Genomic DNA, 26,368 nt, shown 5'->3' with positions numbered 1-26,368 from the left:
AACCCACCGACACACTGCGGCCCGTATCTCGTCCTAACGGCTCCACCAATCACCACGACTGCACAGGACGACATTCAACAAGCCACCTACCACTGTTCCAGTCAGCCCGATTCTGCCATGACTGTTCTCGAGTACACGCACACCGCCACTGACACGACTGCCCGTTGTATCGGTTCGCTCACTACCATCGCCCACCTGCCGCGTCTCTCGACGCCAACAGAGGACACTGCGGCCGCAGTGGAGGTGGCTGCCAATGAGTGACACCACTACGTCCGGAGTGTCCAGTGTTCTCGATGACAACGATGTCTCGGTCAGCGACCTCGCCAACCACGTTCAGTCGCTCACCGACCGCATCGACGGCCTCGAACAGCAAGTCACCGAGAAAGACAAACAGATCGACGAGGTTGAAGCAAAACTTACGCAGAAAAACCAGCGAATCGCAGAGCTCCGTATGACCGTTCAACAGAGCGTTACCCGAATCGAGGAGCTTGCACAACGCATCAAAGACCTAGAATCCGAGGCGGACGAAGCGAAAGCGCACAGGAAGGCGATTACTCGCAAGACACAATCCTGCGACGAGCGGGTCGATGAACTGCAAGCACGCGAGTTCGAGAAAGGCGCACATTTGCTCGCAGGAAACGTCGAAGAAGACCGAATCAGTGTCGAAGGGAGTAAACTCGAATGCATCACCAAAGACGACGGCAAGACCTACTTCCGACTCCCCGGTGAGGACGATGCGCTCGGTCGCGGTGGCAGCGTTGCCCATTCGACGGCTGATCTTCTCCCACTCCAGCGATTAGCCCGCTATGACGACGAAATGCTTGCGTCGGTGACCAATCGAAAACCCGACGAACTCGCGGGGAAGGCGTGGCGTGAGCGTGACGATGCGAGTCGGTATTCACTCTGGTCCAAGGGCAGTGGCGAGATTCGGGCCTACTTAGACGCCTCTGACCTCGCCGAGTGGATTCGACTCAAGGAGTCTGGCGTGAGCAAAAAATACTCACAGGAACTCGCCCGCCGGACGATGGACGCGATGCATGAACTTTCGAAGAATCGGCTCGGGAAAATCAAACGCCAGCGATCCAAAGACGGATTGAGCTATCAAGAGACGCGTCTCGTGTTGAAAGACGATGTCGAGCTTCCCGGCGAGGTAACGAAAGAGAACGCGGACGGTAATCCGACCACAGACGGGGTTGCCGGAGAGTAGCGTGGCTGGGACGAAAACACGCCCGAGAGGGACACAACTCTAACACGATCACCACCACGAACGCGGTCGTGGACGTCCCGAATTGACACAGTTCGAGACAGACGCCGTACGGCTACTCGTGAGTACGGCAGTTGTATCGGCATCTATCGGCTACAAACCAGCGGGAGGGGGAGAGCTGGTACCGGCCACCGTGTCTGTGGTCGGGAAGTATGAAACACCGAGCGACCGAAGGGCTTTCACTCGAACAAGAAATGCAGAGACAGGGTAGCTGAACAGGAGCGTTCTCGGACAACCATCCGAAGAACAATTCGACCACAATGTTTTTGCATATCCTGCAAACACTTGTGGAGTATGCAAACACAGTCGGGAGTAGTCCTCGATTTTCCGTTCCCGGATGAGCGAGTGTTCCGGTATCAAGCGATGCAGGACATTCTCCACCATCTCGTGAATGAGCCTCATCAAGACTTCACCCAAAAGGAACTCGCAAAGGTAACAGAGACGGATATTTCAACGGTTTCTCGGTCAATCGACCTGCTCGAACAATTGGGTGTCGTTACACAAGATGCTGGCCGACCCGCTCAAATTCGGATCGATCACGACCACCTTCACAAACCGGATCCACTCCTTTCGGTTTCCCAGAGTGAGTTCCGGAAACCGATCGAAGCATTTCTCACCGAGTTACAGCAGCAAGTTGCAGAATCAGACGATGTTGAAACGCTCGTGGGTGTCATCCTTTTCGGCAGTGTTGCTCGCGGGACCGCCGATCGAAGTAGTGACATCGACCTCCTCGTTATTATCGACGGGAACCACACTTACGGACGACGGATTGCAAACCAGATAGCGCGGAGCCTCGAAGACCAATCCTTTGATGGCGATCGATATGAGTTCGAGGTGCTTGTCGAAACGCCGGAAAGCGCAACACAGTATGGTGCAAAACTCCGAGAGATCTTCGATGAAGGCCTCATATTGCATCAAAGAGAGGGTTTTCAACGAGTTCGAGCGGCAGTGTATGTTGATGAATCGGAGGAGGTCTGATCGATGCCCATTGAACTCGACGACATCGAGCCCTTGCTCACTGAGGCCGAAGAAGCATTCCGGTGGGGCGGACAGCAACCAGAAGAAGGGCTCGATATTTCTGATGCCGGTCTCATCCAGCTCCGCAAAGCGTGTCGATCGATCTCAGGTGCAGACCGACTTCTATCGGATGGATACTACACGCTGACCATTGAAGCAGCGTTCACATCGATCGAGAAGACGCTTCTCTTTTGGCTGATTCACGAAGGGCATCACGACCCTTCGAATCCACCACAATCACATACGACTGCAATCAAGCGGAGCGCAGAAGTTGGATTTATCAGTGACGAAATTGCTACTCGACTGGTTGATCTGTGGCGGATGAATCGAGCGCAAACGTACTACCAGGACGGACTAGCTACACAGGAACGGGCAACAGCGCTTCTCAAATTAGCAACCCACACGCACAGCTACATTATGGATCTCGTTCGAGTCCGCCACGAATGCGTCTGTGAGTGAACTGCCTGATGTTCTAACACGGTCGGTGGTCACCACATCGAGATCACGTTCGCGCATCCCGACCTCGCTGGGTGGATGCGAGCCCACGAAGCCAATGCGGGAGGAAACGGAGGACGCTAATTATAGCGTTGTAATCACGGGGGTTCGCAGAACCTCCGCTCGAACCACACCACCACCCGAGATACACACCGCTTTGCCGGTGACACATGGTGGTAGTAGTCGGTTGGGTACGGTGGAGTACGTCTATTTCTGCGAAACGGAGGGGGTCGCTCTCGCGGTCCCCCTCTATTACAATGTTGTAATCTATCCTTCGAGGAGCAAGACGAGAATAGGTCAATTACCGACGCAAGTCTTATTACACAACACATGAATTATGAATTGTATGGCAAAAGCCGAAGGCAATCCCGAACGCGTCATCGATGGTTTCCTCTCGGTTGCTCAGCTGCTATCCGAACCACGGCTGGCTCGTCTCTATACCTATACCCTGCGAAATGAAGCGGTGACGATCGACGAAATCGTCGATGGATTAGAGACGCCCCGAACGACCGCCTATTCGGATACAGCGACACTCGTAGAGTTAGGTGTCCTATCTCGTGATGAAGCACAGAAAACACACACTTACACGGCGACACCGATTACGCTGACCGCAGATCTTGATGGAGCTGAATATACGATCACACCCACTCTCATCGAAGCAGTCGGCCGGATTCCGCAGGATCAAGACCTCGACCTCCTACTCGAGCGGTATGGACTTGGGAAGCTTGCTGCTGCACTCACGTACGCAGTCCCATACGTTGATGGAGAAATGACCGAGCGAATTGCTGCTCGAGAGCTTGATCTGCAGGTTGCGTTCGCGATCGCTGTGCTTCACGCACTGAGGGAAGTCATTCTTGAGATGCAACCGCACGACCCCTACTTTGATCGGATCCAAAACGCACACGACCACCCACCAGACGCAGAGACGTAGGAGAGGAAAGAATGAGTGATGTTGGCTCGGATATCGAGAGTGATGCCTGGGTTGCAGATTCGGGATTGTTCATCGCATGTGGACGACAGCAAAACAACAAGTACACCGCACTCAGGCGGTTTGCACAACGCAACGGAATTTCGTTCGTGGTTCCCCAACGAGTATACGCTGAACTCGGGGGAGCACCTACTCGAAGTACACCAGGTCAGACACCGATCAACAGTGCGATCGACGCCGGGTGGGTGACGGTCGCTGACGAACTCGATTATACAAATAGTGCAGTCGCAGTGGTGATGGACAGCGTTCGGCGGTTCATTGCACAGGCGTCAAATCGAAGCGAGGATCAGATCGAGAAGGCAGACACGGCACTTGCAGGCGTTGCAATGCAGCTCCTCGATAGCAGTAACGCGGCGTCTGTCACCGTTGTCACGACAGACACCGATGCGGGCAAAGGTGTGGTGAGAGCAATCGAAGCTCGAGGATTTGAAGGACAGATTGAATTTAAAAACGGATTCGATTTGATCGATGAAATCACATAATCGAGGAGCTTGCAGGTTCCGGCCCTTTTGTCGTCTATATTGAATAGACGCGACGATCAAGAAGATACCATGGCCAACCTCATCTACTTCATCAACGCATCACTCGACGGCTACATCGCCGACGAGAACGACAACTTCGACTGGTCAGACCCATCCGAAGACGCCCATGCCTTCTTCAACGACCACCAACGATCGGTCGGCACCTCCCTTATTGGCCGTCGCATGTATGAGACGATGCGAGTGTGGGACACCTTTCTCCTCAACGACCTCTCCGCGGTAGAACGCGAGTTCGCCGAGGCGTGGCGGGATACCGACAAGGTCGTCTACTCAACCACCCTGGACACCGTGCCGGAACCGCGGACCCGCCTGGAACAGACGTTCGACCCCGAGGTGGTACAGGCCATGAAAGACCAAGCCGACCACGACCTGTCCATCGGTGGTCCCGATCTCGCTGCCGAGGCCATCCGCGTAGGTCTGGTGGACCGGTATGTACTGCGCTTGGTCCCGACGATTGTCGGTGGGGGAACCCGAGCCCTTCCCGACGCAACGCGGGTCGACCTCGCTCTCAACACGACACGTCGTTTCGAGGACGGCTCCGTCCTCGTCGACTACAACCTCCGATGACCAAATCGACCCCCTAAACAGACAGCAGGATAGATCGACCGAGAAGTCACCGTCAGGAGAGCGCAATTTGGCTCTGACAACAGTGTTCGCGTCTTCTGCTTGGGAGAGACCCATCTCCCCGTGTTCTGTATCATGCACTCAACGGAGATCGAACCAACGTAAGTATATTAGTCATCGCTCGCAAACACTAGCCCATGAAGCGGACGAGCGACACGGACATCGACGGCATTGATGTCACTCGGCTCCAGTCATATCTTTCGCAGACTGAAGTCACGTTCGCCCTCCTATTTGGCTCCCATGCACGTGGGACGGCCACACCGACATCCGATGTCGATATTGCGCTCCACTTTCGAGACCAGCTTGATGCCCGTGAGCGGTTTCAACGACGAAATCGCATCGATGCTGACCTCCAAGCATATGCAGAGGGCTTTGTGGACGTAAGCGACATTGAACAGCTCCCACTGAACGTCGTTCATTCAGCAGTCCGTGATGGAATACTCCTCGTCGGCGATGAAGCAGCCGTAGACGACTACCGAACGCAAATCGAACAAGAGTACGATGCAACCGCTGATGAGCGAAAGCGGGAACGTCAGGAATTCATCAACCGTCTTGCGAGCGGTGACGTGTAAATAGTTGACGAGGAGATTTTCGTCGATAAGCTCCAGTACATCAACCAGTACACCGACGATTTACGGCAGATGCGTGGACAGTCACGAGACCAGTATCTGAACGACATGGTTCGACAGCGGGCAGTCGAACGGACGCTGATGAATCTTATTCAAGCGTGTATCGATCTTGCCCAGCACATCCATGCCACTGAGGATCTCTCATCAAGTGAAACGGCAAAACAAGAGATACAGGCCCTTGGTGAGGCAGAGATCATCACGAGTGAGACACAGGTGAAGATGGAAGAAGCAGTTGGGTTTCAAAATATCCTCGCCCATCGTTACGGTGACGTTGATCAGGAAGTCGTATTTGACGTCCTTCAAGACGACCTCCAGTGGTTTGAGCGGTTTCAACAGGAGCTGGCACAGTGGTTCCAAGAACAGAGCAGCACATGACCAACATCCAGATTAGTCGTGCCGTAGTTCGTCGAGAGCGATAATCACGTACAATACTCCGACCAACCGGGTACCGACGTAGACCCACGGTTTCCATCGACAGTCGCTGGTATCGGTGTACGCAAGCTGGCTTCCATAGTCAACATAAGCACGTGGGAACACCAGCGCAAGAAGTCCAATAACGCCGAGAAATTGCTTCAATGAAGAATACGAGCGATCGCTTCGCCACATGGAAACTAAGATGAGGAGTCCTTCAATCCGCGCACCGGGAACAACCCACGACCGCAATTCACAGTCATCGGGATTCTCGAGTGCGAGCTGCTCAGCACGATCGATTAGTGTGTTTGGTGAAAGCAGTTCGGTGAGACCGATGGCTGAAAGGAGCAGACGGAGCATCATGCCAGGTATAATTAGACACCCAACATAATGAATCTCATCTTCTAGATTCCGTCCGGATGTTCTGTGACCGTTCGAGGATCTCAAAGAGGCGAAGTAGTCTACTCCGGTAGGCGAATTTCCGTTTCACAATGTCCGTATGAGAACACGAGAATCACTGGTGAAAAAGTCCCGAGTGCCGGCCACAGCGTTATCCCTTTCGTTCACCTACAGATGATATGGCGGACAACAAAAAGAGCCGAAACAAGCAAGCTCGTGACGAAGAGAACCGCCAGCGAGCATGGGAAGTTGAACAAGCCCGTGAACGTATGGACGAAACAGAACCACGTGACGACCAGAACGAAGCAGATGAATCTCGAGACGAGAGAGAAGAAAATTCGGACTCACCTCCGACGTGTCACCGTCGTGGGTGCGACGAGCCAGCGAAATTTGTCGTTCTTGAACGCTACCAAGAAGAAACGGGTCACGGGGCCGTTGAGGCAGAGGCTCGTCTTTGTCAAAGGCATGCAGCTGAAGAAAGTCCCACGAATCTTGATGGCGTCTATGCGGACTATGTGTTTCGTGTTGATCCGTTAACAGAGACAAATGATACAGACATAGAGTGATTTCTTTCCACACAGACAGTTCTTCAGAGCATGAACAAGCAGCAGGTACGTCTGTGAGGCCGCCAACTCTTCGAGACTGTGCAGCGTTCGGAACAAAACACCGAACTCGTGAATTTCCGTGAGAAGCGAGCAGAGAGTCAGCAGGTCGAGGACAAGTACCTCTATGTGCTCGAGCACGCGAAGAACGTCGCCAAGACGAACGACGTGATGGTCGCACGGTTGGGCTATCGAGAGGTGGCGACGCATTACGGCTGTGCGTACAAGAACGACGGCTATCGGGTGATGGAAGAGATGGCCGAGCGCGTGCCCAGCGTGACCTACAAAGAGTCACGGACGCTGTGTGTAGACGACGCTATGGGTGTCGGTGGCCATCACATCGAGATCACGTTCGCCCATCCTGATCTCGCCGGGTGGATGCGAGCCCACGAAGCGAACGCGGGAGGAAACGGAGGGCGCTAATTATAGCGTTGTAATCACGGGGGTTCGCAGAATCCCCACTTCGGCGACGCCACCACACGAGATGCACACCGCACTGCCGGTGACACATGGTGGTACTAGTCGGTTGATTACGGTGGAGTGCGTCTATTTCTGCGAAATGGAGGGGGTCGCTCTCGCGATCCCCCTCTATTACAACGGTAAAATCAACTACGCCCACTATCGACAGTCGAGGACGACCTGAGTGAGACCGTGCCAACGTGTCCTGAGCCGACGAGTCAGCATCTGGATATCGTCCCCCGTCATCTGTTAGGACGGGTGTGCCAGATAGGGAGGATTGATTCACCGGACAGACATCGACTTGATGAGCCAGAACGGTCTTTACTAGACTCAACGATTTAGGAGCTTATGGCGAACGAGACAGACACCGACGAAGCAACGGGAAAACTTGTGGTGGGAACATTCTTGACACTCGATGGAGTGATGCAGGCACCAGGAGGTCCGGACGAGGACCGTGACGGTGGCTTCGAACACGGCGGGTGGTCGGTCAACTACTGGGATGAGAAGATGGGCGAGGTCATGGATGGTCAGTTCGCAGAGACTGACGCGTTGCTGCTCGGCAGAAAAACGTACGAGATCTTCGCTGCACACTGGCCCAATGTCGATGCGGAAGACGACCCCGCGGCGGAGAAACTGAACAGTATGCCCAAGTACGTCGCCTCCAGAACCCTCGATGCGGTAGACTGGAACAACTCGACGCTCCTCTCGGGCGATGTCGCCGAGGCCGTCGAGGACCTCAAGAAGGAACGTGGGGACGTGATCATAGTGCAGGGGAGCCACGATCTGATCCAGACATTGCTTGCACACGATCTCGTCGACGAGTTCTGGCTCTGGATCTTCCCCTTAGTCTTGGGAGACGGAAAGGGGTTGTTCGCGGACGGAACGATTCCAGCAGCCCTTGAGCTGACGACTGCCGAGACGTCAAGTACGGGAGTTCAGATGCTCCGATTTGACCGAGCAGGAGAGATCGATTACGGCTCGTTCGCGCTGGATGATGGGGCGGAGTGATTGTACTAGCATTCGAATCACGCAACGAGACAAACGTAATCAAGTCGTAGTGCGCTTCGTCTTCGAGTCGGATCTCTATCTGCTCGGGGATCTCCGATGTAAACCCGCCGTTGTACAGAATGAATACTGTTCAATCCTCAGCCATCTCGCCCAACCGTTCTTCGACGAACGTCGCGAACTCGTTGGCAAACGCCTCAACCTCCTCCCAGTCGGTGTACTCAACGTCGGCTAGGGGATTCTCCTCCGAGGACTCCACTCGAGCGACGAATTTAACCAGCGCACGCATCAGGAACCCGTACTCTGAAAACCGCAGCGCGCCCCCAAAGAGACCGATTCTATCCGGGTGCCAGTTCGTGGCCTCGATGAACTCATCGACGTACCGCGCTGCCTCCGCTGCACCCTCCTCGGTCCCCTCGCCGGACGACCCAGAGACTTGGAAGAAGCCGTTCGGCTTTCTCGCCAGTACGGCCTGGTTGGCTTTGACGAACTTGCGGACCGCCTTTTGCTGTCTGCCCATGTGGATTGACGCCCCGACAAGTACAGCGTCAAAGTCGTCGATGTCAAGACCGGGGTCGATATCCTTTACGTTCACCGTCGTCGTCTCGTGGCCGCGAGCTCGAAGTTCGGCGTCGATTTGCTCGGACACTTTCGCCGTCTGTCCCTCACCAGTCCCAAAAATAGTGATGATACCAGCCATAGATCACATACGGCTCCATCGACCAAAAATGGAGTTCTCTTTTTGAGACTGGAAACTGTTTTTGATTGAAAACGGGATATTCGTTAGCAGTTGAGTTCTAGAAGCGGAATTCGAGAGGATGTGACCTCGCTCGATGCAATCTTTATCCACCACATGGTGCTCCCAACAGCAATTCGCCAGTACGTTCAGTTGTGAACAGATGGCGCAAGTTCATAGTCTTTGTCTCTCCCGGGTCTTCGAATTTCTGTCTTCACGAAGAAACAAAAAGGGTTTGACAGCGCTCCAAGAATCGGGTACACAGACTGTGAATGATCGACCAACCACAGATGGTTCTCAACGGGAGACGCTCGGTCTGCTCATCGGCTTTTTCTTGCTTTCGACAGCCGCCGCAGCCTATGAGATCGCCCCCGCGAGCGTCTTGCCGGTGATTCAAGAATCACTCAAGCTCAAGGCGAGCACGGCAGGGTGGCTTGTCAGCATTATGTACGCGACTGCGGTCGTCACCAGCGTCCCCGCTGGTATCGCTATCGACCGCTTTTCGGTGCGTCGGATGATCATTTTCGGCACTGTCGCACTCATTGTCGCGGGTGTCTGGGGTTGGTATGCGGCTACCGCCGGTACCTTTCTCTGGTTGCTCGTCTCGCGCGTGCTCGGCGGGGTCGCGTATGTCATCTTCTGGAACGCGGGGGCGAACGTCGTCGGAAGCGCCGTTGCACCTCACCATCGGGCAACCGTAGTCGGCGTGTTTACCGCAAGCGCACCCGTTGGATTCGCGCTCGGCCAGTTCGGCAGTCCCCTCATCGCAACCGTTGCCGGTTGGCCTGCAATCCTTCCACTGTATGCCGCCATGGGTGTCGTTGGTGTCACTATTTTCTTGATTGCGACCCGTCGCCACGTTCCCGGCGTTGATGCGTCTGCGCCGGACCGCACAGCGCTGCGCAAATTGTTCACCAACCAAGCGGTCTGGATTGTCTGTGTGCTCTGCTTTCTCGCCTACTCGCTGTATCTCTTTGTCAACACGTGGTTACCGAGCTACCTTGTCAACAGATTCGGTATCTCGCTAGCGGCGAGCGGTCTACTGACCGCGATGTTCCCGGCGATTGGAGCGATTGGACGGTCAAGCAGCGGTGTCGTCTCCAACCGAGTTTTCGGCGGGGAACGTCGCCCCGTTGCCGTGTCGTCGTTCGTATTCGCCACACCCGCCGTCGTCGCCTTCGCGTTTGTCTCACAGCTTTGGCTCATCGGCGGTGCGGTGGTTGTCGTCGGCTTCGCCATCCAGCTCGTTACTGGACTACTCTTTTCGTACATCGTCGAACTCGTCCCACCGGCGGTGGGAACCACAGCTGTTTCGTTGCTGACGAGCGTTGGCTTGTTGGGCGCGTTTGCTGCACCCATCGCCGCCGGCACCATTATCGACCGTGCCGGCTACGGACCAGCGTTCCTCGTCGCCGGTGGGGTCGCGTTCATCGGTGTCCTCTTAGCGCTTCGCGCACCCGAGCCCAATTAAGAGCACCCAATAAGGGAATCGAAACGCGGTTTCTGTTTGGACTCGATACCAGGATCGTACCGGAAAACATGGAGACGGACTGCCTTGGCGTCGGATAGAGAATCTGCTTCAGATTTGGCTTGACGTTCGTTGGCACGTGCTCGCTCTCGTTTTCTCTCAAGTCGTCGCTCCTGTGGTCTGGTCTCGTCATCAGCGTCGGATTCCCGCCGAGATTGGGTCTATTGAGAGTTCATGCATTCCCCGCTAATTATCGAGTTTCGAAGCAAGAACGAGCAACGCTGTACTATCCGATTTGGCGACCGGAGAGATGTCCCGTGCCCCATCGAAGTGTACCACGTCGCCCTGGATCATGTGGTGCGGTTCTCCATCGAGTCGAAGTTCAAGGATGCCGGAGATGAGGTAGAGGATGATATCACGATTCGGGTGGCTGTGTGGCTCGACATGCTCGCCTTCAGAAAGGGTCAATCGGATCGTCTTCGGTTCTTCATTGGGAAACGCGTGCGCATGCGATTCTCCATCCAGCTCTTGTAACGATTTGATAAGTACCATCGGATTTGGATGGGTGGATTGAGATGATTCACGCGCATCGATTAGCGTGTCTGAAACACGGCAATGAGTAGGTATGCGTACATTAGTGCACCGATGAATGTCAGTAACTCGCCGGTCTGGATTATGAATGATAGCTGCCCGATAAAACCGATCACTTGAAACAGCAGACCACCAGCAATGGTCACGATCGAAACAAGTGCAGTACGGTCAGATGCCCCCCGGAGCGTTCCGATAGCGGGTGGATAGAATTGATATGCGATACCAATGATAGTGAGTCCGAGAAAGCCGAGCACGTTCAGGCGAAAGTGCGCACGCACCAAGGACGATGTCGGCTGGCCAAACGCAAATGAAACTCCAAGTAACACTCCAAGCACACCACTTCCCGCTCCAGCAAGGACGCCGTAAAATCCGACGCGTCGACGTTCAGAGCGCATGAACAGAATACCATATGTCAGCGCATAGCTAATGACCGCAATCGTTTCAATGATTGCACCGAGTTGGAACCAGCGACCGTCATATAAATAACTTGCAAGCAATACCGGGCCAAACGCGCCAGCTGGTAAGACGACGGTGACGAGTGACCGGGGTGGCGATGCAACCAGAAATCGGGGGAGGAGACGAAATCCAAGGGCAAATATCAGCAGTGCCGCTGTTCCCGCGGCGAGCAGGTGTGCTACTTGAGGGAAATACCCATCGAAGAGTGTCGGAAGACCACCATAGATCGCGACGGTTTCGTACGATCCGGCGAACAAGTACAGAAGCGCGACCGGAATGAAGCCGTTCGCAAGTCGATCGATCGGTCGTCGGTCCACATTTGATTGACCCGTTGCAGTTTCTCGTCCAGTTAGGTTATCACGGATCGTCCACAGAAGCGCACCGAGGAACACAGCGACACCGACGCCCCACAAAATTGCCCCGACAGCTCCAACCCAGTCGGGGCCGTCCGTGAGTGACGCACCAATGAGACAACTCGTCCCGACCACAGTGAGCGGAAACTGTATCATCGGTGCGGGATCAGGCGTTAGCTGCCGATTGAAATACGACGGGATCAGCGAATACGCCTTCCCGAAAATCATGTGCAGGACGAATCCATAGATGCCAAGCAGAACCTCTGTCTGTTGTGGAAGGCCAATGAGTGCGGTACTCTGCCAGAAAGCGAGGAATAGAGCACTCACAATGACGTATCGGCGTGCCCATCGGGAAACTGTCGTGGCTGTCATCGATATGCGCTCCTAATTTTTCGTTCAGGTACAAACTGGGCAGGTTGATGTCTTCGTTGAGAACGTTTTCCCTGGCGTTCTGTGTGGCCGGTGTCTGCTTGATGATCGGTGGACAGGATCTTCATTTTCATCATCGCATCTGATGGTATTATCGACCTGCTTCGAGGACTTCTTTTAGGACAATTGCGTTATTGTGATCTACATCTTTCGCAGCGTAGAGCAGCGTTACAGTCTCGTCCTCCGCTAATTCACGCAATTCATCGATGACATCTTGCTGGTGAGCTAATTCATCCTTGTATCGGGTATTGAATTCATCCCATCGCTCGGGATCATGATCGAACCACCGACGTAATTCGTCGGAAGGGCCAATACCTTTGATCCAACGATCTAAAGCCGCATCTTCTTTTGAGACACCGCGTGGCCAAAGGCGGTCGACCAATATGCGCGTCCCGTCCGCTGACTCGGCAGGTTCGTAAATTCGCTTTGTACGGACTGACATCTCGATATGTGACTGTCTAGACGAGAATCCTTGTATAGGATTCGCCTTTTTCATATCGATTCCATGCCCTTAATTGGTGTAACACGACACTAACAAAAACCCACACAATCGCAGATGTGGACGCCCCGAATTGACACAGTTCGGGTTCGATTGGCGTGATTGCACTTGCGTACCATCGGAATGTAGTATCCAGCGATGAAGCGACGTCGCTTATGCGGGCTCTTCAAACGGAGACGAGTCTCTTCACTACCGATGCGATCGTTGAACGTGGGATTCAACTGCTGCAGTCGAATTCCAATTGAGCAGCCACTGCAGGCCGCCAGCTCTTCGAGACAGTCAACACTCAGAACAGTATACTGAGCTCGTCAACTTCCGCGGGAAATGTGCCGAGAGTCAGCACGTCGAAGACAAGTATCTCGATGTGCTTGAGCACGCGAAGAACGTCGCCAAGACGAACGATATGATGATTGCACGGGTTAGGCTACCGAGAGGTTGCAACTCACTATGGCTGTGCGTACACAAACGGGGGCTATCGGGTGATGGAAGAGATAGCCGCGCATGTGATTGGTGTGAGCTATAAGGAGTTAGAGATGCTGTCCGAGGACGACACCATGGATGTCGCTGTCCATCACATCGAGATCAAGTTTGCTCATTCTAATTTGGCAGTGGAGACGAGCCCACGAAGCAAACAGGATGAGCTCAGCACGACCGCCAGTATGAGACGAAAAACAAGTCGACAGTGCAACAAGCCAATCCCCAATAGTAATCACAGCTGCTATCCGCCTATGTCCCTCATCCAACCGGCTGGGCTTTGGGGAACTGATAGTTCCCATTGAGAATCGGCTTGCGTGGTTGGTAGAGCCGAACCAGGTAGTTCCAGTTTTCTGGCGTGTAGAGGAAGTTAGGTTGGTCGGGGTTGCCACCGAAGTGCACCGTGACACTCCCGTTGTCGTTCCGCTCTGCGGTCACATTGTTGACCGAGTACGCGTCGTATTTGTTCTCCTCAAGATACCAGTCGCTGTTATAGACGGTGACCGACCAGAATCCGTCGACAGGGACGCCCTGGACAGTAAGTGTGTGTGGCGTTTCGCCGTCGTTCTGGTCAGGAACCCTCGAAAGGAAGGTCGTTTCAGATTCTGGAAACCCGAACGTTGACACGCTCGCGAGCAAGAACTTCACGGGGTTGACCTCACCGACGTCGCCGTAGGCGCCATCGAAGTTGTCCATCGTTTTCCCGACTGTGACGAGCGCGTCAAAGAGTTCTTTACGTGATTGGCGGTCCCAGTTGGGAATTTCGAAGGTTGTGATCGATGCGTCTTGGCTCACTGCGAGTTCGTCCTGTAATTGATGGGCGGTCGCTACGTCGTCCGGATCGTTCGGGTCGACGAACGTGCGGACTAGAACACTGGCGTACCGCGTCCCGATTGCATCCTGGGTCAAAGTGTACTTGCCAGGCTCGTATTCGAACATCTTTTCGTACTGATCTTCATTGAGGACAACCATCGACTGGTAGCGATCACCAGTATCCGGTTTGGTGATGGTAACTGGTTCGGTCAGGTCGAAGAACCCAAACGAGTAAAGGGTGTCTCGGTTGGGCAGGGCTTCGATCTGCTCATCGAGGGGTAAGAGCGTTCGATAATGATAGAATTCGCCGAATGCACCATTTTCGGCCTGACTTTCCATCTCGCTATGCAACTGTGCGCGCGGGAAATTCTCCCACGTGACTGGGACTGACTCGTCATTGTCTGTCGTCTGCTGGGCATTCGCGAACGGAATGTCTTGGCTAGCATTGGCGCTGCCGACGCCCATCGCCAGTAACCCGGCGAGCCCTGCCCCTTGAAGCGCGGTGCGGCGGGTCGCCTGCAGCGGGTTAGAATTCGATTCTGCGTCAGCCGGCGTGTCGTGTGTCTCGTTGCTCATGGTTGGTGTCTCTCGTTCTCTCGCGTGATGCCCACAGCACTGCCCACCCGACTCGCACTCCATACGACGGACTCCTACAAATTACTGTCTCTAAAATAACATAAATTTCAGACAGAATAGCGGTGAGAACTAGTTGACAATCTATTCAGTATTAATATGAAACCTGTTTTCTGTGTACTGAACAACCTACCCATCTCCTGTGTACGCTCGTGGCTGGCTTGATTCGTGTTCTGCAATCAGCACGACCGCCGAAATCGGTTATCGATTGAAAATCTTCAGCGAAGCCGTAATTTGTGGTTCGTTAGAAGTAAAGGTGTGCAACTGATCCAGCCTCTACCCTGTGGTCGTTAGAGATACGATTTGAGGCTAATTTCGACATAACTCGCGAAGAATTGCTCAATGCGTTGCTCACGCCACCCAAGCGGCGATACCACACTCGCGGCTGCACGAATCAACAGCTCCCGATAAAACCCAACATCGTACTCACTCAACTCCTCACTTGCCAACTGCACCCGCTCTCGCGACTGCTTGTTATCGTCCACCACCACGTACGACACGCTCTGACCAGGGGCACGCGTCAACCCCAACTCAGCCGCTCGCTCTAATGCCGCCACACTCCGCGTCGATTGCGTGTAATCCTCCCGCTTTTTCGAAACGCGATTCGTGATCACCAACTCACACAGATCAACCGCTCCCCGCTCAAGCCGATCGATCCACGACCGCAATTCCTCACAAGCTGCCTCTGGATCACGATACGCATCCACTGCTCGAATCAACGCTTTCTGTGCCTCGTCGATATACGACGGCGTACTCCGTTGACGACACTCGATCCCTCGATACTTGTACTCGTCTTCGCCAGCGACCTTCCCGAAGTACTTCGTCAAGGCACCAGCATCCAAATCACGCAACGGAACGAAATCCAATCGTAGTGGGCTTCGTGTTCGAGCCGAATCTTCACCTCTTCAGAAATCTCTGATACAAGCGCAGACAGCGACATCTGTTCCTCGCCTGCGATCGGCGTCACCCACACGCTATCGACGATGCCATGTACAATCCGCCACCCGTTCTCCTCGAGCACTGCTTTCGTCTCCAATAGATCGTCTGCGTTAGTATCTAATACTAACAACCGATCAATCGAGAACCAACCGTAGAATCAGTCATCCACTTCTGATGGAGCAAGCGGTACCCGACCAAGACCAACAGTATCATAATCTAGTTCGGTTGAAAGTATCTGCTCGCCCTTCGTCGCGACGAGACCAGCGTGGAGAGCATCGAATGGCGTCATATGATACTCGTCGATATACGTTGCAGCTGCGAGAATCGCATCTTCGTGAATTTCTGGGACGATAGGAACGAGTTCGAGCAAGTTCGTAATAGCTCGCGGCGCATCGATCTCATACTCTGCCTCAATGTGGTCATAGAAGAGGACCAGAACCTCGGCGTACGAAAGAATGGAGGTGTGGATGTCATCGTACTCTTTGAGGGCATCCAGTGCCGAGTCTTGCAGCCAGTCGTCGTCTTTCACCAAGGCGGTGAGAAAATCGGTCTCAACGTACACAAGCTATTCCTCACTCTGTTCGTGTTCTGTCTTGCTACGATCGCTATTCCGCTCGTTGATCTGTTGAGTCGCAGACGTTCGAGCCGCTTCTTTCAGCTCGGCGGCGTCTTTGTCAGCAAACGCATCCCCGACAGCGTCTCGAAGGCCTTCAACTGGGTCATCATCAATCGGAATGAGTTTGATCCCGTTCTCTAGTTCGACGAGGCGATAATGCTCGCCAAATCGTTCGCGTGTTTTTTTCGGGATCGTGATACGACCCCGTTCATCAGTAGCTATTTCGGACATACCCATTATTAGATTGTAGGTGGGTATGTATAACTCTGTTCCCACAGCCGTGGCAAGTACCCATATACACATCTAGTCAAGGTCAACGCGAGAAACGCGCTGAGAGCCAGCAAGTCGAGGGCAAATACTTTGACGTCCTCAAGCACGCGAAGAACGTCGCCAAGACGAAGGACGTGATGGTTGCACGACTCGGATATCGGGAAGTCGCGACTCACTATGGCTGTGCATACAAAAACGACGGATACCGAGTGATGGAAGAGATGGCCGAACGTGTGCCCAGCGTGACCTACAAAGAGTCACGGACGCTGTGTGTGGACGACGCCATGGGTGTCGGTGGCTATCATATCGAGATCACGTTTGCCCATCCTAATCTGGCGGGGTGGATGCGCGCCCACGAAGCAAACGCAGAAATAGAGAACGGAGGACTCTGATTATAGCGTTGTAATCACGAGGTTCGTCGAACACCCTCTCGAACCAAACCACCACACGAAATTCACACCGCGTTGCCGGTGAAACATGGTGGTAGTAATCGGTTGGTTACGGTGGAGTGCGTCATTTTCTGCGAAAGTGAGTGGATCGCGTTCGCGATCCCCCTCTATTATAACGTTGTAATCGACGACTCCCACTACCGACAGTCGAGAACGACCGGCGTGAGAACGTGCCGACGTGTTCCAAAGTAACCAGTCAGCAGTTGGAAGACACCGTCCAATCATCGTTGAGGAATGGTGTACTAGACGAAGGGAATGAATTCAGTACAGACGGCGACATCACCTCTCCCTGTTCGGTATGTCTGAACTGGCGGGTCGATCTGGCACAGATGCAGCCACGTGGCAGCACGATCCGACGTCCCAGTCGAACTCGGTGACAGGACTCAGAACCAGTCGTCGGGGAGGTCATCATGGTCGCTCATCGACTCAAGCAGCGGCCGGATGTCCTCAAACTTGGGACCTTTTTTCACCTCATTGCTGTCCCGGTTCCATTCGATCAACCCCATGTCCTCGAGCTTCGGTAAGTGGGTGTGAATCATCTGGATCTTAGGGAGATTTAATTCCTCGTCCTCGATAGTGACGTCGCCGGGACCCTGTGTATCGTCGTCCTGGTCATTCTGGTCAATCAAGGCAAAAAGGAGCCGACGTCGATACCTGTTCGCGAGCACGTCCAGTACGTCGTCCAGTGAGAGTTCTGACGAGAGGCGTTCAGCGTTCACGAATCCCCCGCTTCGGTGAACCATGGGTGCCCATTGAAGCGACGGGAGGGAAAGCGTGTATTCGAACCTTTTCGGTCGCGTCGTAACTCGATGGGTATTATCTAGAAGACACCTGAGTGATGCCGGTCACTAAAAGTATTGGAACGGCGTTTCCAGGCCTGTTCATAGCCGAACTAGATAGTTAAGCCGAGTCGAATACCAGCTCACAGAGCCGCCGCTCGCCCTCTCGGAGGTGGTGGGAAAACGTCGACTGTGTGATATCGAGCGCTTCCGAGAGGTCCCTGCCAGTTTGGACGCGCGGAGACTCGAAGTACCCACTCCGGTACGCTGTTTCGAGGATTTCGCGTTGCCGGGCCGTGAGTCGCTCCGAGAGGATCGCTCGCATATCCTCGCGTGTCCTGATCGGGCGGTCGTGCGAGTGCCGAGCCACGAGGTCAGCACTCGGATACACACTCTGTATCGTCTCGACGAACTTCCGAACGGTCGTACCAGCGGGCTGGTCGATGACGACGGTAGTCGTCTCGGCGGTGACGGTGAGCGAGCGGACGAGGCCGCCATTCTCGATGACGTGTGACGCGACTGTTGATTCAGTGACCGTCGCCTCGAAGACGCTCTCGGTCTCCGTCTCACGGAGTAGCGTTACCTCAGCGATGCTCGGCAAGCGTCGGGCCTCGTCCAGTACCTCCTTGGCGTTCACGTCCTCCGTCGCGAAGAACAGGCGGGCCGCGCCGTCGTGCTGGGGCACGAGGCCGTCGAACGTGATCTCGCAGTCGGACGCCCGGGCGAGCGCGGTGAGTACGTCGTCCCCGTCGTGGATTTCGAACATGAGTTCGGTGACGCTATCAGACAGTAGCGTCCGCTTGGTCTCGACGGCGTCGATGGCGTGAGCGATCGTCTCTCCCAGCTCTTTGAGCACGGCGTGATCGCGCTCGTCGGATTGAGGACTAGAGGTGTACACCGCCAGCACGCCGTATCTCGATCTGTTGTATCGGAGCGGGATAGCAATACACGATCGCGCCCCGCGATCGAGCGTGGCCTCGCGCCATGGGGCGGTGCGTGGGTCGATGGCGACGTCCGCGACAACCTGTAGGTCGGTCGTTCGTATGGCGGCGGCGATAGGATCCTCGTTGGGACCCGTTCTCTCCGTCGAAATCGAAAGCATGTCGAGGTAGCCGTCGTCGACGCCGGCCCACTCCCGGGGTGTGACGGTGCCCGTTCCCGGGTCACGCGTACCAATCCACGCGAACTCGTAAAGGGCAGAGTCGGCGAGTTGCCCCACGACGGCCTGTTCGATGGTCTCGCGACTGTCGGCGTCCACCAGGTGCTGGTGGACACCTCGAATGAGCGCGTTCAGCCTGTCAAGACGTTCAAGTTCCTCGTTGCGCTCGCTCAACTGTTGTTCGCCTTGGGCCCGATTCCACGCTGTTTCGACGGTCGCGGCAATTGTCTCTGCGATCTCGACCGTGCGCTCGTCGAAGGTGTCGACTTGCGTCGAGCCGAACGACACAACGCCGTGTCGGCCCAGCGGAACGAACGCGCAGCTTCGCAACGGCAACGACTCGCCCATCTGGCCGTCGATATCGTTCTCCACGTGGACGTCGGTGCCGATGAATGTCTGCCAGACCCAGTCGGAAACCTCGGACGGGACACAGAACGCGTCAGCGTCTCCGTCCCCGGCCGCGTCGGCAGCGTGTTCTTCGAGGTCCCCCTCTGATCGTCGTACCGCCAGAGTGCGGCGTACTCGACATCGAGTATCGCGAGTGCGAGCGAGGCAACGCGGTCAGCGATGGTCTCCGTATTGGTGTCGATTAGCTTCCGCGACGCGTCGTTGAGCCGTTCGAGCGCTACTTCACTCTCCTTGCGGTCGGTGATGTCGATGACAAACTCCACCTTCTCGCTGTCGTTCAGCAATCGCGATTCGAACAGTCCCCACCAGCATGAACCGTCGCTGTGGTAGTACTGCTTCTCGTAGGGGACGCCGCTACCGGTCTCCTCGACTTGCTCAATGTGGCGTTCTGAATCCAGGTAGAACTCCTCGGGAGTGAGGTCGCGCCACGATGTGCCCAGCGCCTCTTCATATTCCATGCCGGCCATTTTTAGGAAAGCGTCATTCGCGTCCCTGATGGTGAAGTCGCTTCCCCAGACGATGACGCCGACCATCTCGGAGTCGAATACGGGGTGAGAGCGAACTTGTTCTCGCGGCCCATTCGAGTTCCTAATCCCTTCCGTTTCATTACTGACGGGTCGCCACCACACACGTCCGCGCGCGCCGACCTTCTTCGTCTTGAGTGGCCCGTCCGCGACGAGCGCCTCTAGTTTGTTGTAGACCGTCCGGTCGGTACAGTCGAACTCAGCGGCAACTTCCGGAGTCGTCAATGGCGTACCGGGAGGCTCGAGCGTGTCGACAACCTCCAGCACCCTGGCTGGTGAGATAGCGGAAGAAGTCATACACTCAGGAAGTCCCATGGAGACAAAAGAATTCTGTTGATGGAAACGAGTTCAAACGTCACAATGCACGTGCCGAGAGACCATTGTCCACCGAGATCGTACAGCAACGACATTCAGCCCTTAGCTCTTGATGGGTAACACAGTGCTGAACGGTCAACGCATCTACTCAACTACCAGTATCCGCCACTCTACCGGTGCGAACACGACGCCGTGCAAGATACGCGCCCTATATTCAGCACGACCACAGAAGCACATCACTGATTAAAGTTTTCAACAGGATGTGATTTTTGTTTCTATGGAGGTACAAGTATGTACCAAATCCCTCCTCTAAACGTGTTATCGGTGAAGTACCACGGGTCGGGTGACCCGTGGAACTCTCTCTGCATTTTCTTTAGAAAAACGATGTGAGGCTGATTTCGCTATGACTCGAAAGGAGCTGCTCAATGCGTTTCTCACGCCACCCAAGTGGTGACAACACTCGCTGCTGCACGAACTAAAGATGAGTCGTGAGAGAACTACTTCGACACTCTTGTACCCAGATAGCCGAAGCACTAAGACTGGTGTTGCGTACCGCTGTCTGAACGAAATAGGCTGGTGTCGTTAGAGACCCATTTCCGACGATGGGAACGGACGCTTAGCTAGGCAAAGAAGGAGCGAAAGAGAAGCGTGGAGAGTTATCAGTCCCAGCTTCCTTTTTCGAGAGCGCAAGGCAACTCGGTGTCCTACGATATGATATCAACCAGTGTACTGGTCAAAGCCGAGTGGCCGAGCACTCAGGTACTGTAGAGAACAGGAGACAGAAAATAATTTCGTCTGTACAGCTGAAAATATAGCTAGACATAATATCTCCACTACTGACGTAGTTTCAAGGAAAAAGTGTTACACTGACCAAGGTTCGATCGGGGGACTCGCCACGTTCTAGCAGGACCGTATAGCTAGGAACTAACGAAGAAAACGAGAGATTCACCAAGAGGAATACTATATGGCTCAGTTTCTGTAGCGGTGGCAAGTCACCGGCGATTTTCCCTTCCGTCCGTATCATTCATCTGTTCGAGCTCAGTGGTGCACCAGTGACAAAATTCGAGCGAAGGATCGATATCGTGACCGCAATACGGACACTGATCACGGTCATCAGTTTCGACCGGAGTAGCCAGTTCCTGATTCTGGACGTAAGCGATTGTGTAAGCGTCCACAGCGGCGAGGAAGGATATCACGAAGATGGGGACTGTACCCCAGAGGTTGTCGGTGCCATCAATTTGTGGAGTAAGGACGTGAGGGTCGCTGAGGTTGCGATAGGTCGTCACCGCATGCGGATCGCTAAGAAGGACGACACCTGCAAGAATCGTGATCCAAGCGAGCGCGCGCTTCCAACGGCGGAGGTAAAAATGACCGAGCCCCACGACCAAAGAAGAAAGCAATGCCGCGAACCACGGACGTTTGCGGGTCGTTGTATTCATATATTGAATTTTTGTTCAGAATCCCATAACGGTTCCGATGACGACGCACTAACTCGGAACCGTGAGAGAATACCGGTGAACAGCCGGTTAGTTATTCAGACCGACTCATGAGACTGATAACAGGGACACAGCAAGCCACAAACGGTGGATAATCCGAAAGGGACACTTCCGTTGGAGCCAAACGACTGAATCGATGGACCACGAGAGTAAGCTTCGCGAATTCAGTCCCGGGGAACGGGAAATCATGGAAGCGACATATAAAGCCTTGAGCAAACACGGATACGGTAATCTCACTATTCAACGAATCGCTGACGAGTTTAAGAATAGTAAGGCACTGCTCTACTATCATTACGATGGAAAAGACGAGCTATTGGTCGATTTTCTCGAGTACGTACTCCACCAGTTCTTAGCTACCCTTCCCAGGGGCGAGCAATCGCCACGAACAGAGCTAGAAACACTCATCGATGCCCTCCTCCCTGAGACACTCGACGAGGAGCCGTATCGGGTCCAGCTCGCAATGTTCGAATTGCGGGTGAATGCCCCACACGATGCAGACTGCCGAGACCAATATCTCGATGTCGATACTGAACTCAAAAAATTACTTAAGGATATTCTCGTCCGTGGGGTCGAAGCCGGTGAATTCGAGGACGTCGATCCCGACATCGAATCGGAGCTATTGCTCTCCCTTTTGACCGGAACGAGAGCACGCCGACTTACCGTATACGATCCAGACGAGTCGATTCACACGCTCAGACAAGCGATACAGACACATATCGACCGCATTTCGGTGAACGAGAAGTAACTTCGAACCGATTGCCTGCCACGAACGTAGTCAGTTCTCGGTCCACCACTCGTACAAAGGAATTATCCGAGAAAATACTCGATCGCGATTACTCTTCGGTCCGGGATATCGCCTGACGATACGGCGTTTGGGAAACCGTCCTTTGGAGTTCGGAAATCGCTTTGTGCCCCCGATTGGTGACCGTTGCAACTATCGCACCGACTTCTTCCCGCGAGAGTTTGACCGGTGTGTCTGTCAGCGTATCAATCGGATTTCGTTCGATTTCACGAAGGGTACCGACTGCGAGGAGATAGGGTACAGCCCATGCAGCGATCGTGTTTCCACCTTGTAGCGGCATCGCCTCGATGTACGCTCTGGTAGGTGGTTGATAAGACTTCGCACAACGCGTCAGTCGTGTAACAACGCGAGCAGTGGCCTGCCGATTCTCGTCCGCAAGAAGTGCATCCTGCGGCACACCTTCGTCGGTGAGCCAGGCCTGTGGGAGATAGACATTGTTCTCGTGTATGTAGTCATCATGGACGTCTTTAGCGATATTCACGAATTGCAACAACCGACCGAAATGTTCCGCATTCGTCGTCAAAATCCGTTCCTGGGTCGTCGAGACGTCGTGGTGCACAAGAAGGTTTGTGATGAGCGTCCCGACGGTACCGGCGACATAGTGACAGTACCGTTTGAGTTCTGTTTCAGTCCCAATCCTGAGACCCTCGTGGTCGCGATACCGTTCGATAAAGGTGATCATCCCTCTGATCATCTCGCGGACGGACGGCAGCATAGCGGATTGTATCCGACGGTCGAAAGTTTCGAAAGTAGCAACGACGATCGGTGCGTTAGCAACAACACTCCAATCCGCAGTTGAGTACATCTCGTCAGTGGTGTTCCTCGGAAGCCACGGTTCGACGACGGCCTGAAAATCCAGTACGGTCGTTCGATCAGTGGGGTCTAACACTGCGTCGTACGAGCCGAGAAGCGTTGTTTGCACTGTGGACGGGATATGGGCCGCGTCTTCGATGGTATCGGCGATTCGGCAAAGGAGATATCCCACACAGATCTGGTCTGCGAGTGGCGATTCAAGGAGGTCAATCGTGAGGGCGAATGTTCGAGAGACATCCTGAACGGCATCATGACAGTACGACAAATCGTGATCGGGGAAGGTGGAAGATTCGGATACTGTCATCGATCGAAATGTAGGTTGTCCCTGTCGAACTCGATCGAAAGACGACACCTGAATCGGGAGGGCGGCTGAGTAGTCATCCGTGACTAGTTGAATAGTAAGTTATTATTTAAGTGTATAGATATAGATCTGATGTTAATCTTCGTTTTGAGGGCTACTAGTGGGTTTGAAATACAGTTGCCAGAAACTATTTGAACATATATTCAATATATAATGGTAGGATGTACGAACTCTCGGATACCGTAGCTCTCGTTACCGGTGCCGGCTCCGGCATCGGTCGAGCAACTGCTAAACGGTTCGCAAATGAAGGCGCGAACGTCGTAATCGCAGATATCGATATCGACAGTGGACGGGAAACGGTACAGCAAATCGAGGAAACGGGTGGAACCGCGACGTTTCTCGAGGTCGACACCGGACAACCATCCTCAATTGCCACGATGGTCGAAGCAACCGTCGAGGAGTACGGCCGACTCGATTATGCGATCAACAACGCCGCAACTGGAAATACTCCTGCTCCAATAACAGATATCGAAGAAACAGAGTGGGACCGAATCATAGACATCAATCAGAAGGGCGTTTGGGCAGGAATGAAACACGAACTTCCAGTCCTGCTCGAATCAGGTGGTGGAGCAATCGTCAACGTGGCTTCGATGGCAGGAATCCGTGGCAGTCCTGGGCGAACACCCTACGGTGCAAGCAAACACGGCGTCATTGGATTAACTCGCACGACTGCGCTCGAATTTGCCAGCGATGGCGTCCGAGTAAACGCCGTGTGCCCAACTATCGTCGAAACGCCCGCCCTCCGATCGATGACTGACGAGGAGCAAGAGGCAGTCACCTCGAACGTCCCGATGGGACGGCCAGCGGAACCGGGCGAAGTAGCGAGCGCAATCGTGTGGCTCTGCTCGAATGAGGCGTCATTCATTACCGGACAAGCGCTACCTATCGACGGAGGAGAGACACAACAGTAACTAGTTCGCTGACTTTTTGATGCGATTATCGGTGCCATCTAGCTAACTGCCGTTCCGTAAAAGCCCATGTAGTAAATCGCTCTTCTGTCTCGGGCAGTAAACGTTACGCGAGCATACCACCGTCGACCGGAAGCGCGTGGCCATTTACGAACGACGCGTCATCGGATGCCAACCAAGCGACGGTGCTGGCTATTTCTTCGGGCTCTGCCATTCTGCCGAGTGGTTGGTCGCCAGTTATCGTCTCGACCGCATCGGGATGTTTCTCGAGCGACCGTTCCACCATTGGTGTCCTAACAACGCCAGGACAGACCGCGTTGACACGGACATTCTCCTGTGCGTATTGGACTGCTGCTGTCTTTGTAAGGCCAACGACGCCATGTTTGCTCGCCACATACGGTGCACTTCCATCGGCCGAGAGGCCCGCAATCGACGATGTGTTGATAATGGCACCTTCCCCACCCTTCACGAGTTCCGGAAGTTCGTATTTCATGGCGAGCCACACGCCGGTCAGATTGATATCGAGGACTTGGTGCCAGTTCGCTTTCGTCTGCTCGGTGAGCGGGGAATTGTCACCTTCGATTCCAGCGTTGTTGTGTGCGATATCGAGTCCGCCGTAGGTATCGCAAGCGGTTTCGACCATCTGTTTGATGTCCTCTTCGTCGGTAACATCGACGTTCACGAATGTTGCGTTGCCGCCCGCTGCTTCGATTTGTTCGACCGTGGTTTGTCCGCCATCGGAATCAACGTCAGCGACCACTACGTCTGCACCCTCCTCAGCGAAGCGTTTAGCCGACACTCGTCCGATACCGCTGCTTGCGCCGGTAACGATTGCGGTTTTGTTCTTCAGTTGACTTACCATCAGGCTAGCTGAACATTTTGTCAGTATATAAATCACCCGATTATCGAGTAGTCGCTGATCAAGTGGAGAGACGACAAGAGCTAAATTTGAGAGTTGAACCATACCAGTCGTAATGGCCTACAAAGGAATATACCACCAGACAGGCTCGAGACGAAAGCTACACGAAGATGAATAAGAAGTCAAACATACGACAGCCGTATTTTCGCGGATGGTTCTTACGTTCAGGAAGACGAACCCACCAACACAGAACGCACCACAGTTCATCCTAACCGTTCCACCGATCATCACATGACGGCACAAAACGAACTGCGGTAAGCCATTTCCCACTATATCAGTCAGCCCAATTCCTCTATAACTTTTCCTGAGTACACTCACACCGCCACTGACATGGCTACCCATTGTATCGAGTCACTCATTACCATTGGCCACTTGCCGCGACTCTCCACGCCAAGAGACGATGCTGCGGCTACAGTGGAAGTGAGTGCCGATGAGTGACACTACCACGTCCGGTGCGTCCAGTACTGAGATTGTCTCGATCAGCGACCTCGCCAAGCACGTTCAATCGCTCACCGACCGTGTTGACGACCTCGAAGAAGAAGCCGCCGAGAAAGACGAGCGAATAGACGAACTCGAAGCACAGCAAGACCAGTAATCGGCCATCAAATTGCGAGATGTAGAGTCACCGGAAGACACTGAAACCGAAGACATCTGGATTGCCAGCCACTCGATTGGGATCATCCTCCGGAACGTAAAAAATCGCGATAAGATGTTCCGCAACGTGCT

The 26,368-nt window shown here is 54.1% G+C and carries 30 protein-coding genes; 16 read left to right on the top strand and 14 right to left on the bottom strand.

Annotation, left to right across the window (positions count from 1 at the left end):
- Positions 1–253: 253 nt before the first annotated feature.
- The 11 genes from V5735_RS19020 to V5735_RS18970 all read left to right on the top strand — a co-directional run bounded on the left by V5735_RS19020 (position 254) and on the right by V5735_RS18970 (position 8,435).
- Complete coding sequence (locus V5735_RS19020) at positions 254–1,207, top strand: hypothetical protein (RefSeq protein ID WP_423746615.1); 954 nt, start codon at positions 254–256, stop codon at positions 1,205–1,207.
- A gap of 351 nt (positions 1,208–1,558) precedes the next feature.
- The gene (locus V5735_RS19015; protein ID WP_423746614.1) at positions 1,559–2,242 is read left to right on the top strand and encodes a nucleotidyltransferase domain-containing protein; all 684 of its coding nucleotides are present in this window, start codon (positions 1,559–1,561) and stop codon (positions 2,240–2,242) included.
- Between the two features lie 3 nt (positions 2,243–2,245).
- Positions 2,246–2,740, top strand: coding sequence for a hypothetical protein (locus tag V5735_RS19010; protein ID WP_423746613.1), 495 nt, complete (start codon positions 2,246–2,248; stop codon positions 2,738–2,740).
- A gap of 382 nt (positions 2,741–3,122) precedes the next feature.
- Complete coding sequence (locus V5735_RS19005) at positions 3,123–3,707, top strand: DUF7437 domain-containing protein (protein WP_423746612.1); 585 nt, start codon at positions 3,123–3,125, stop codon at positions 3,705–3,707.
- An 11-nt stretch (positions 3,708–3,718) separates the two neighbouring features.
- A complete protein-coding gene (locus tag V5735_RS19000; protein ID WP_423746611.1) occupies positions 3,719–4,246 on the top strand; it encodes a hypothetical protein in 528 nt (175 codons plus the stop codon).
- Between the two features lie 69 nt (positions 4,247–4,315).
- A complete protein-coding gene (locus V5735_RS18995) occupies positions 4,316–4,870 on the top strand; it encodes a dihydrofolate reductase family protein (RefSeq protein ID WP_423746610.1) in 555 nt (184 codons plus the stop codon).
- A gap of 194 nt (positions 4,871–5,064) precedes the next feature.
- On the top strand, positions 5,065–5,499 hold the full coding sequence (mntA, locus tag V5735_RS18990) for a type VII toxin-antitoxin system MntA family adenylyltransferase antitoxin (protein WP_423746609.1): 435 nt from the start codon (positions 5,065–5,067) through the stop codon (positions 5,497–5,499).
- Positions 5,500–5,931 carry a type VII toxin-antitoxin system HepT family RNase toxin gene (gene hepT, locus V5735_RS18985; RefSeq protein ID WP_423746715.1) on the top strand — a complete coding sequence of 144 codons (432 nt, stop codon included), beginning with the start codon at positions 5,500–5,502 and terminating at the stop codon, positions 5,929–5,931.
- A 614-nt stretch (positions 5,932–6,545) separates the two neighbouring features.
- A complete protein-coding gene (locus V5735_RS18980) occupies positions 6,546–6,932 on the top strand; it encodes a hypothetical protein (protein WP_423746608.1) in 387 nt (128 codons plus the stop codon).
- A gap of 108 nt (positions 6,933–7,040) precedes the next feature.
- Positions 7,041–7,391: a hypothetical protein gene (locus tag V5735_RS18975; protein ID WP_423746607.1), complete on the top strand. Its 351-nt coding sequence runs from the start codon at positions 7,041–7,043 to the stop codon at positions 7,389–7,391.
- A 384-nt stretch (positions 7,392–7,775) separates the two neighbouring features.
- Positions 7,776–8,435 (top strand): dihydrofolate reductase family protein, encoded by a 660-nt coding sequence (locus tag V5735_RS18970; protein WP_423746606.1) that lies wholly within the window; start codon positions 7,776–7,778, stop codon positions 8,433–8,435.
- Positions 8,436–8,565: 130 nt separating this feature from the next.
- Here V5735_RS18970 and V5735_RS18965 read toward each other — a convergent pair whose 3' ends face one another.
- Complete coding sequence (locus V5735_RS18965) at positions 8,566–9,132, bottom strand: flavodoxin domain-containing protein (protein ID WP_423746605.1); 567 nt, start codon at positions 9,130–9,132, stop codon at positions 8,566–8,568.
- Between the two features lie 199 nt (positions 9,133–9,331).
- Between V5735_RS18965 and V5735_RS18960 the strand changes: the two genes are divergently transcribed.
- Complete coding sequence (locus V5735_RS18960) at positions 9,332–10,639, top strand: MFS transporter (protein ID WP_423746604.1); 1,308 nt, start codon at positions 9,332–9,334, stop codon at positions 10,637–10,639.
- Positions 10,640–10,882: 243 nt separating this feature from the next.
- On the opposite strand, the gene V5735_RS18955 is transcribed toward V5735_RS18960, so the two are convergent.
- From V5735_RS18955 to V5735_RS18925, 7 genes are all read right to left on the bottom strand, one after another.
- Entirely contained in the window at positions 10,883–11,188 is a 306-nt protein-coding gene (locus V5735_RS18955) for a cupin domain-containing protein (protein ID WP_423746603.1), read from the bottom strand.
- A 41-nt stretch (positions 11,189–11,229) separates the two neighbouring features.
- On the bottom strand, positions 11,230–12,408 hold the full coding sequence (locus tag V5735_RS18950) for a hypothetical protein (RefSeq protein WP_423746602.1): 1,179 nt from the start codon (positions 12,406–12,408) through the stop codon (positions 11,230–11,232).
- A 148-nt stretch (positions 12,409–12,556) separates the two neighbouring features.
- Positions 12,557–12,907, bottom strand: coding sequence for a DUF488 domain-containing protein (locus V5735_RS18945; protein ID WP_423746601.1), 351 nt, complete (start codon positions 12,905–12,907; stop codon positions 12,557–12,559).
- A 792-nt stretch (positions 12,908–13,699) separates the two neighbouring features.
- Positions 13,700–14,827 carry a DUF1214 domain-containing protein gene (locus tag V5735_RS18940; protein WP_423746600.1) on the bottom strand — a complete coding sequence of 376 codons (1,128 nt, stop codon included), beginning with the start codon at positions 14,825–14,827 and terminating at the stop codon, positions 13,700–13,702.
- A 347-nt stretch (positions 14,828–15,174) separates the two neighbouring features.
- Entirely contained in the window at positions 15,175–15,750 is a 576-nt protein-coding gene (locus V5735_RS18935) for a DNA polymerase domain-containing protein (RefSeq protein WP_423746599.1), read from the bottom strand.
- Positions 15,751–15,980: 230 nt separating this feature from the next.
- The gene (locus V5735_RS18930; protein WP_423746598.1) at positions 15,981–16,385 is read right to left on the bottom strand and encodes a PIN domain-containing protein; all 405 of its coding nucleotides are present in this window, start codon (positions 16,383–16,385) and stop codon (positions 15,981–15,983) included.
- A gap of 3 nt (positions 16,386–16,388) precedes the next feature.
- Entirely contained in the window at positions 16,389–16,676 is a 288-nt protein-coding gene (locus V5735_RS18925; RefSeq protein ID WP_423746597.1) for an AbrB/MazE/SpoVT family DNA-binding domain-containing protein, read from the bottom strand.
- A gap of 170 nt (positions 16,677–16,846) precedes the next feature.
- On the opposite strand from V5735_RS18925, the gene V5735_RS18920 reads away from it, so the two are divergent.
- Positions 16,847–17,101, top strand: coding sequence for a hypothetical protein (locus V5735_RS18920; RefSeq protein WP_423746596.1), 255 nt, complete (start codon positions 16,847–16,849; stop codon positions 17,099–17,101).
- Between the two features lie 440 nt (positions 17,102–17,541).
- Here V5735_RS18920 and V5735_RS18915 read toward each other — a convergent pair whose 3' ends face one another.
- The 4 genes from V5735_RS18915 to V5735_RS18900 form a co-directional block, all read right to left on the bottom strand.
- Positions 17,542–17,901, bottom strand: coding sequence for an ArsR family transcriptional regulator (locus V5735_RS18915; protein WP_423746595.1), 360 nt, complete (start codon positions 17,899–17,901; stop codon positions 17,542–17,544).
- Between the two features lie 157 nt (positions 17,902–18,058).
- Positions 18,059–19,384 (bottom strand): bacterio-opsin activator domain-containing protein, encoded by a 1,326-nt coding sequence (locus V5735_RS18910; protein WP_423746594.1) that lies wholly within the window; start codon positions 19,382–19,384, stop codon positions 18,059–18,061.
- On the bottom strand, positions 19,267–20,325 hold the full coding sequence (locus V5735_RS18905; protein WP_423746593.1) for a PAS domain-containing protein: 1,059 nt from the start codon (positions 20,323–20,325) through the stop codon (positions 19,267–19,269). The genes V5735_RS18910 and V5735_RS18905 overlap by 118 nt, the downstream gene beginning before the upstream one ends.
- 1,010 nt (positions 20,326–21,335) lie before the next feature.
- Complete coding sequence (locus V5735_RS18900) at positions 21,336–21,782, bottom strand: DUF7575 domain-containing protein (protein ID WP_423746592.1); 447 nt, start codon at positions 21,780–21,782, stop codon at positions 21,336–21,338.
- A 193-nt stretch (positions 21,783–21,975) separates the two neighbouring features.
- On the opposite strand from V5735_RS18900, the gene V5735_RS18895 reads away from it, so the two are divergent.
- Complete coding sequence (locus V5735_RS18895) at positions 21,976–22,584, top strand: TetR/AcrR family transcriptional regulator (protein ID WP_423746591.1); 609 nt, start codon at positions 21,976–21,978, stop codon at positions 22,582–22,584.
- Between the two features lie 88 nt (positions 22,585–22,672).
- Here V5735_RS18895 and V5735_RS18890 read toward each other — a convergent pair whose 3' ends face one another.
- On the bottom strand, positions 22,673–23,758 hold the full coding sequence (locus tag V5735_RS18890) for a phytoene/squalene synthase family protein (protein WP_423746590.1): 1,086 nt from the start codon (positions 23,756–23,758) through the stop codon (positions 22,673–22,675).
- Positions 23,759–23,976: 218 nt separating this feature from the next.
- Between V5735_RS18890 and V5735_RS18885 the strand changes: the two genes are divergently transcribed.
- Positions 23,977–24,726 (top strand): SDR family NAD(P)-dependent oxidoreductase, encoded by a 750-nt coding sequence (locus tag V5735_RS18885; RefSeq protein ID WP_423746589.1) that lies wholly within the window; start codon positions 23,977–23,979, stop codon positions 24,724–24,726.
- A gap of 103 nt (positions 24,727–24,829) precedes the next feature.
- On the opposite strand, the gene V5735_RS18880 is transcribed toward V5735_RS18885, so the two are convergent.
- Positions 24,830–25,585: a glucose 1-dehydrogenase gene (locus V5735_RS18880; protein WP_423746714.1), complete on the bottom strand. Its 756-nt coding sequence runs from the start codon at positions 25,583–25,585 to the stop codon at positions 24,830–24,832.
- Between the two features lie 487 nt (positions 25,586–26,072).
- Between V5735_RS18880 and V5735_RS18875 the strand changes: the two genes are divergently transcribed.
- The gene (locus V5735_RS18875; RefSeq protein WP_423746588.1) at positions 26,073–26,237 is read left to right on the top strand and encodes a hypothetical protein; all 165 of its coding nucleotides are present in this window, start codon (positions 26,073–26,075) and stop codon (positions 26,235–26,237) included.
- The last annotated feature ends 131 nt before the right edge of the window (positions 26,238–26,368 follow it).

This window comes from Haladaptatus sp. SPP-AMP-3 (assembly GCF_049568665.1).
In the GTDB taxonomy this organism is placed as follows: Archaea; Halobacteriota; Halobacteria; order Halobacteriales; family Haladaptataceae; genus Haladaptatus; species Haladaptatus paucihalophilus.
Note: the sequence above shows the minus strand (reverse complement) of the source record. Positions and strands in the feature narration are given on the sequence as shown.

Coding starts and splice junctions, on each gene's coding strand:
- V5735_RS19020 (WP_423746615.1), top strand. CDS start 254: ATGAGTGACACCACTACGTCCGGAGTGTCCAGTGTTCTCGATGACAAC.
- V5735_RS19015 (WP_423746614.1), top strand. CDS start 1,559: ATGCAAACACAGTCGGGAGTAGTCCTCGATTTTCCGTTCCCGGATGAG.
- V5735_RS19010 (WP_423746613.1), top strand. CDS start 2,246: ATGCCCATTGAACTCGACGACATCGAGCCCTTGCTCACTGAGGCCGAA.
- V5735_RS19005 (WP_423746612.1), top strand. CDS start 3,123: ATGGCAAAAGCCGAAGGCAATCCCGAACGCGTCATCGATGGTTTCCTC.
- V5735_RS19000 (WP_423746611.1), top strand. CDS start 3,719: ATGAGTGATGTTGGCTCGGATATCGAGAGTGATGCCTGGGTTGCAGAT.
- V5735_RS18995 (WP_423746610.1), top strand. CDS start 4,316: ATGGCCAACCTCATCTACTTCATCAACGCATCACTCGACGGCTACATC.
- mntA (WP_423746609.1), top strand. CDS start 5,065: ATGAAGCGGACGAGCGACACGGACATCGACGGCATTGATGTCACTCGG.
- V5735_RS18980 (WP_423746608.1), top strand. CDS start 6,546: ATGGCGGACAACAAAAAGAGCCGAAACAAGCAAGCTCGTGACGAAGAG.
- V5735_RS18970 (WP_423746606.1), top strand. CDS start 7,776: ATGGCGAACGAGACAGACACCGACGAAGCAACGGGAAAACTTGTGGTG.
- V5735_RS18965 (WP_423746605.1), bottom strand. CDS start 9,132: ATGGCTGGTATCATCACTATTTTTGGGACTGGTGAGGGACAGACGGCG.
- V5735_RS18960 (WP_423746604.1), top strand. CDS start 9,332: ATGGCGCAAGTTCATAGTCTTTGTCTCTCCCGGGTCTTCGAATTTCTG.
- V5735_RS18955 (WP_423746603.1), bottom strand. CDS start 11,188: ATGGTACTTATCAAATCGTTACAAGAGCTGGATGGAGAATCGCATGCG.
- V5735_RS18950 (WP_423746602.1), bottom strand. CDS start 12,408: ATGACAGCCACGACAGTTTCCCGATGGGCACGCCGATACGTCATTGTG.
- V5735_RS18945 (WP_423746601.1), bottom strand. CDS start 12,907: ATGTCAGTCCGTACAAAGCGAATTTACGAACCTGCCGAGTCAGCGGAC.
- V5735_RS18940 (WP_423746600.1), bottom strand. CDS start 14,827: ATGAGCAACGAGACACACGACACGCCGGCTGACGCAGAATCGAATTCT.
- V5735_RS18925 (WP_423746597.1), bottom strand. CDS start 16,676: ATGGGTATGTCCGAAATAGCTACTGATGAACGGGGTCGTATCACGATC.
- V5735_RS18920 (WP_423746596.1), top strand. CDS start 16,847: ATGGTTGCACGACTCGGATATCGGGAAGTCGCGACTCACTATGGCTGT.
- V5735_RS18915 (WP_423746595.1), bottom strand. CDS start 17,901: ATGGTTCACCGAAGCGGGGGATTCGTGAACGCTGAACGCCTCTCGTCA.
- V5735_RS18905 (WP_423746593.1), bottom strand. CDS start 20,325: ATGACTTCTTCCGCTATCTCACCAGCCAGGGTGCTGGAGGTTGTCGAC.
- V5735_RS18900 (WP_423746592.1), bottom strand. CDS start 21,782: ATGAATACAACGACCCGCAAACGTCCGTGGTTCGCGGCATTGCTTTCT.
- V5735_RS18895 (WP_423746591.1), top strand. CDS start 21,976: ATGGACCACGAGAGTAAGCTTCGCGAATTCAGTCCCGGGGAACGGGAA.
- V5735_RS18890 (WP_423746590.1), bottom strand. CDS start 23,758: ATGACAGTATCCGAATCTTCCACCTTCCCCGATCACGATTTGTCGTAC.
- V5735_RS18885 (WP_423746589.1), top strand. CDS start 23,977: ATGTACGAACTCTCGGATACCGTAGCTCTCGTTACCGGTGCCGGCTCC.
- V5735_RS18880 (WP_423746714.1), bottom strand. CDS start 25,585: ATGGTAAGTCAACTGAAGAACAAAACCGCAATCGTTACCGGCGCAAGC.
- V5735_RS18875 (WP_423746588.1), top strand. CDS start 26,073: ATGAGTGACACTACCACGTCCGGTGCGTCCAGTACTGAGATTGTCTCG.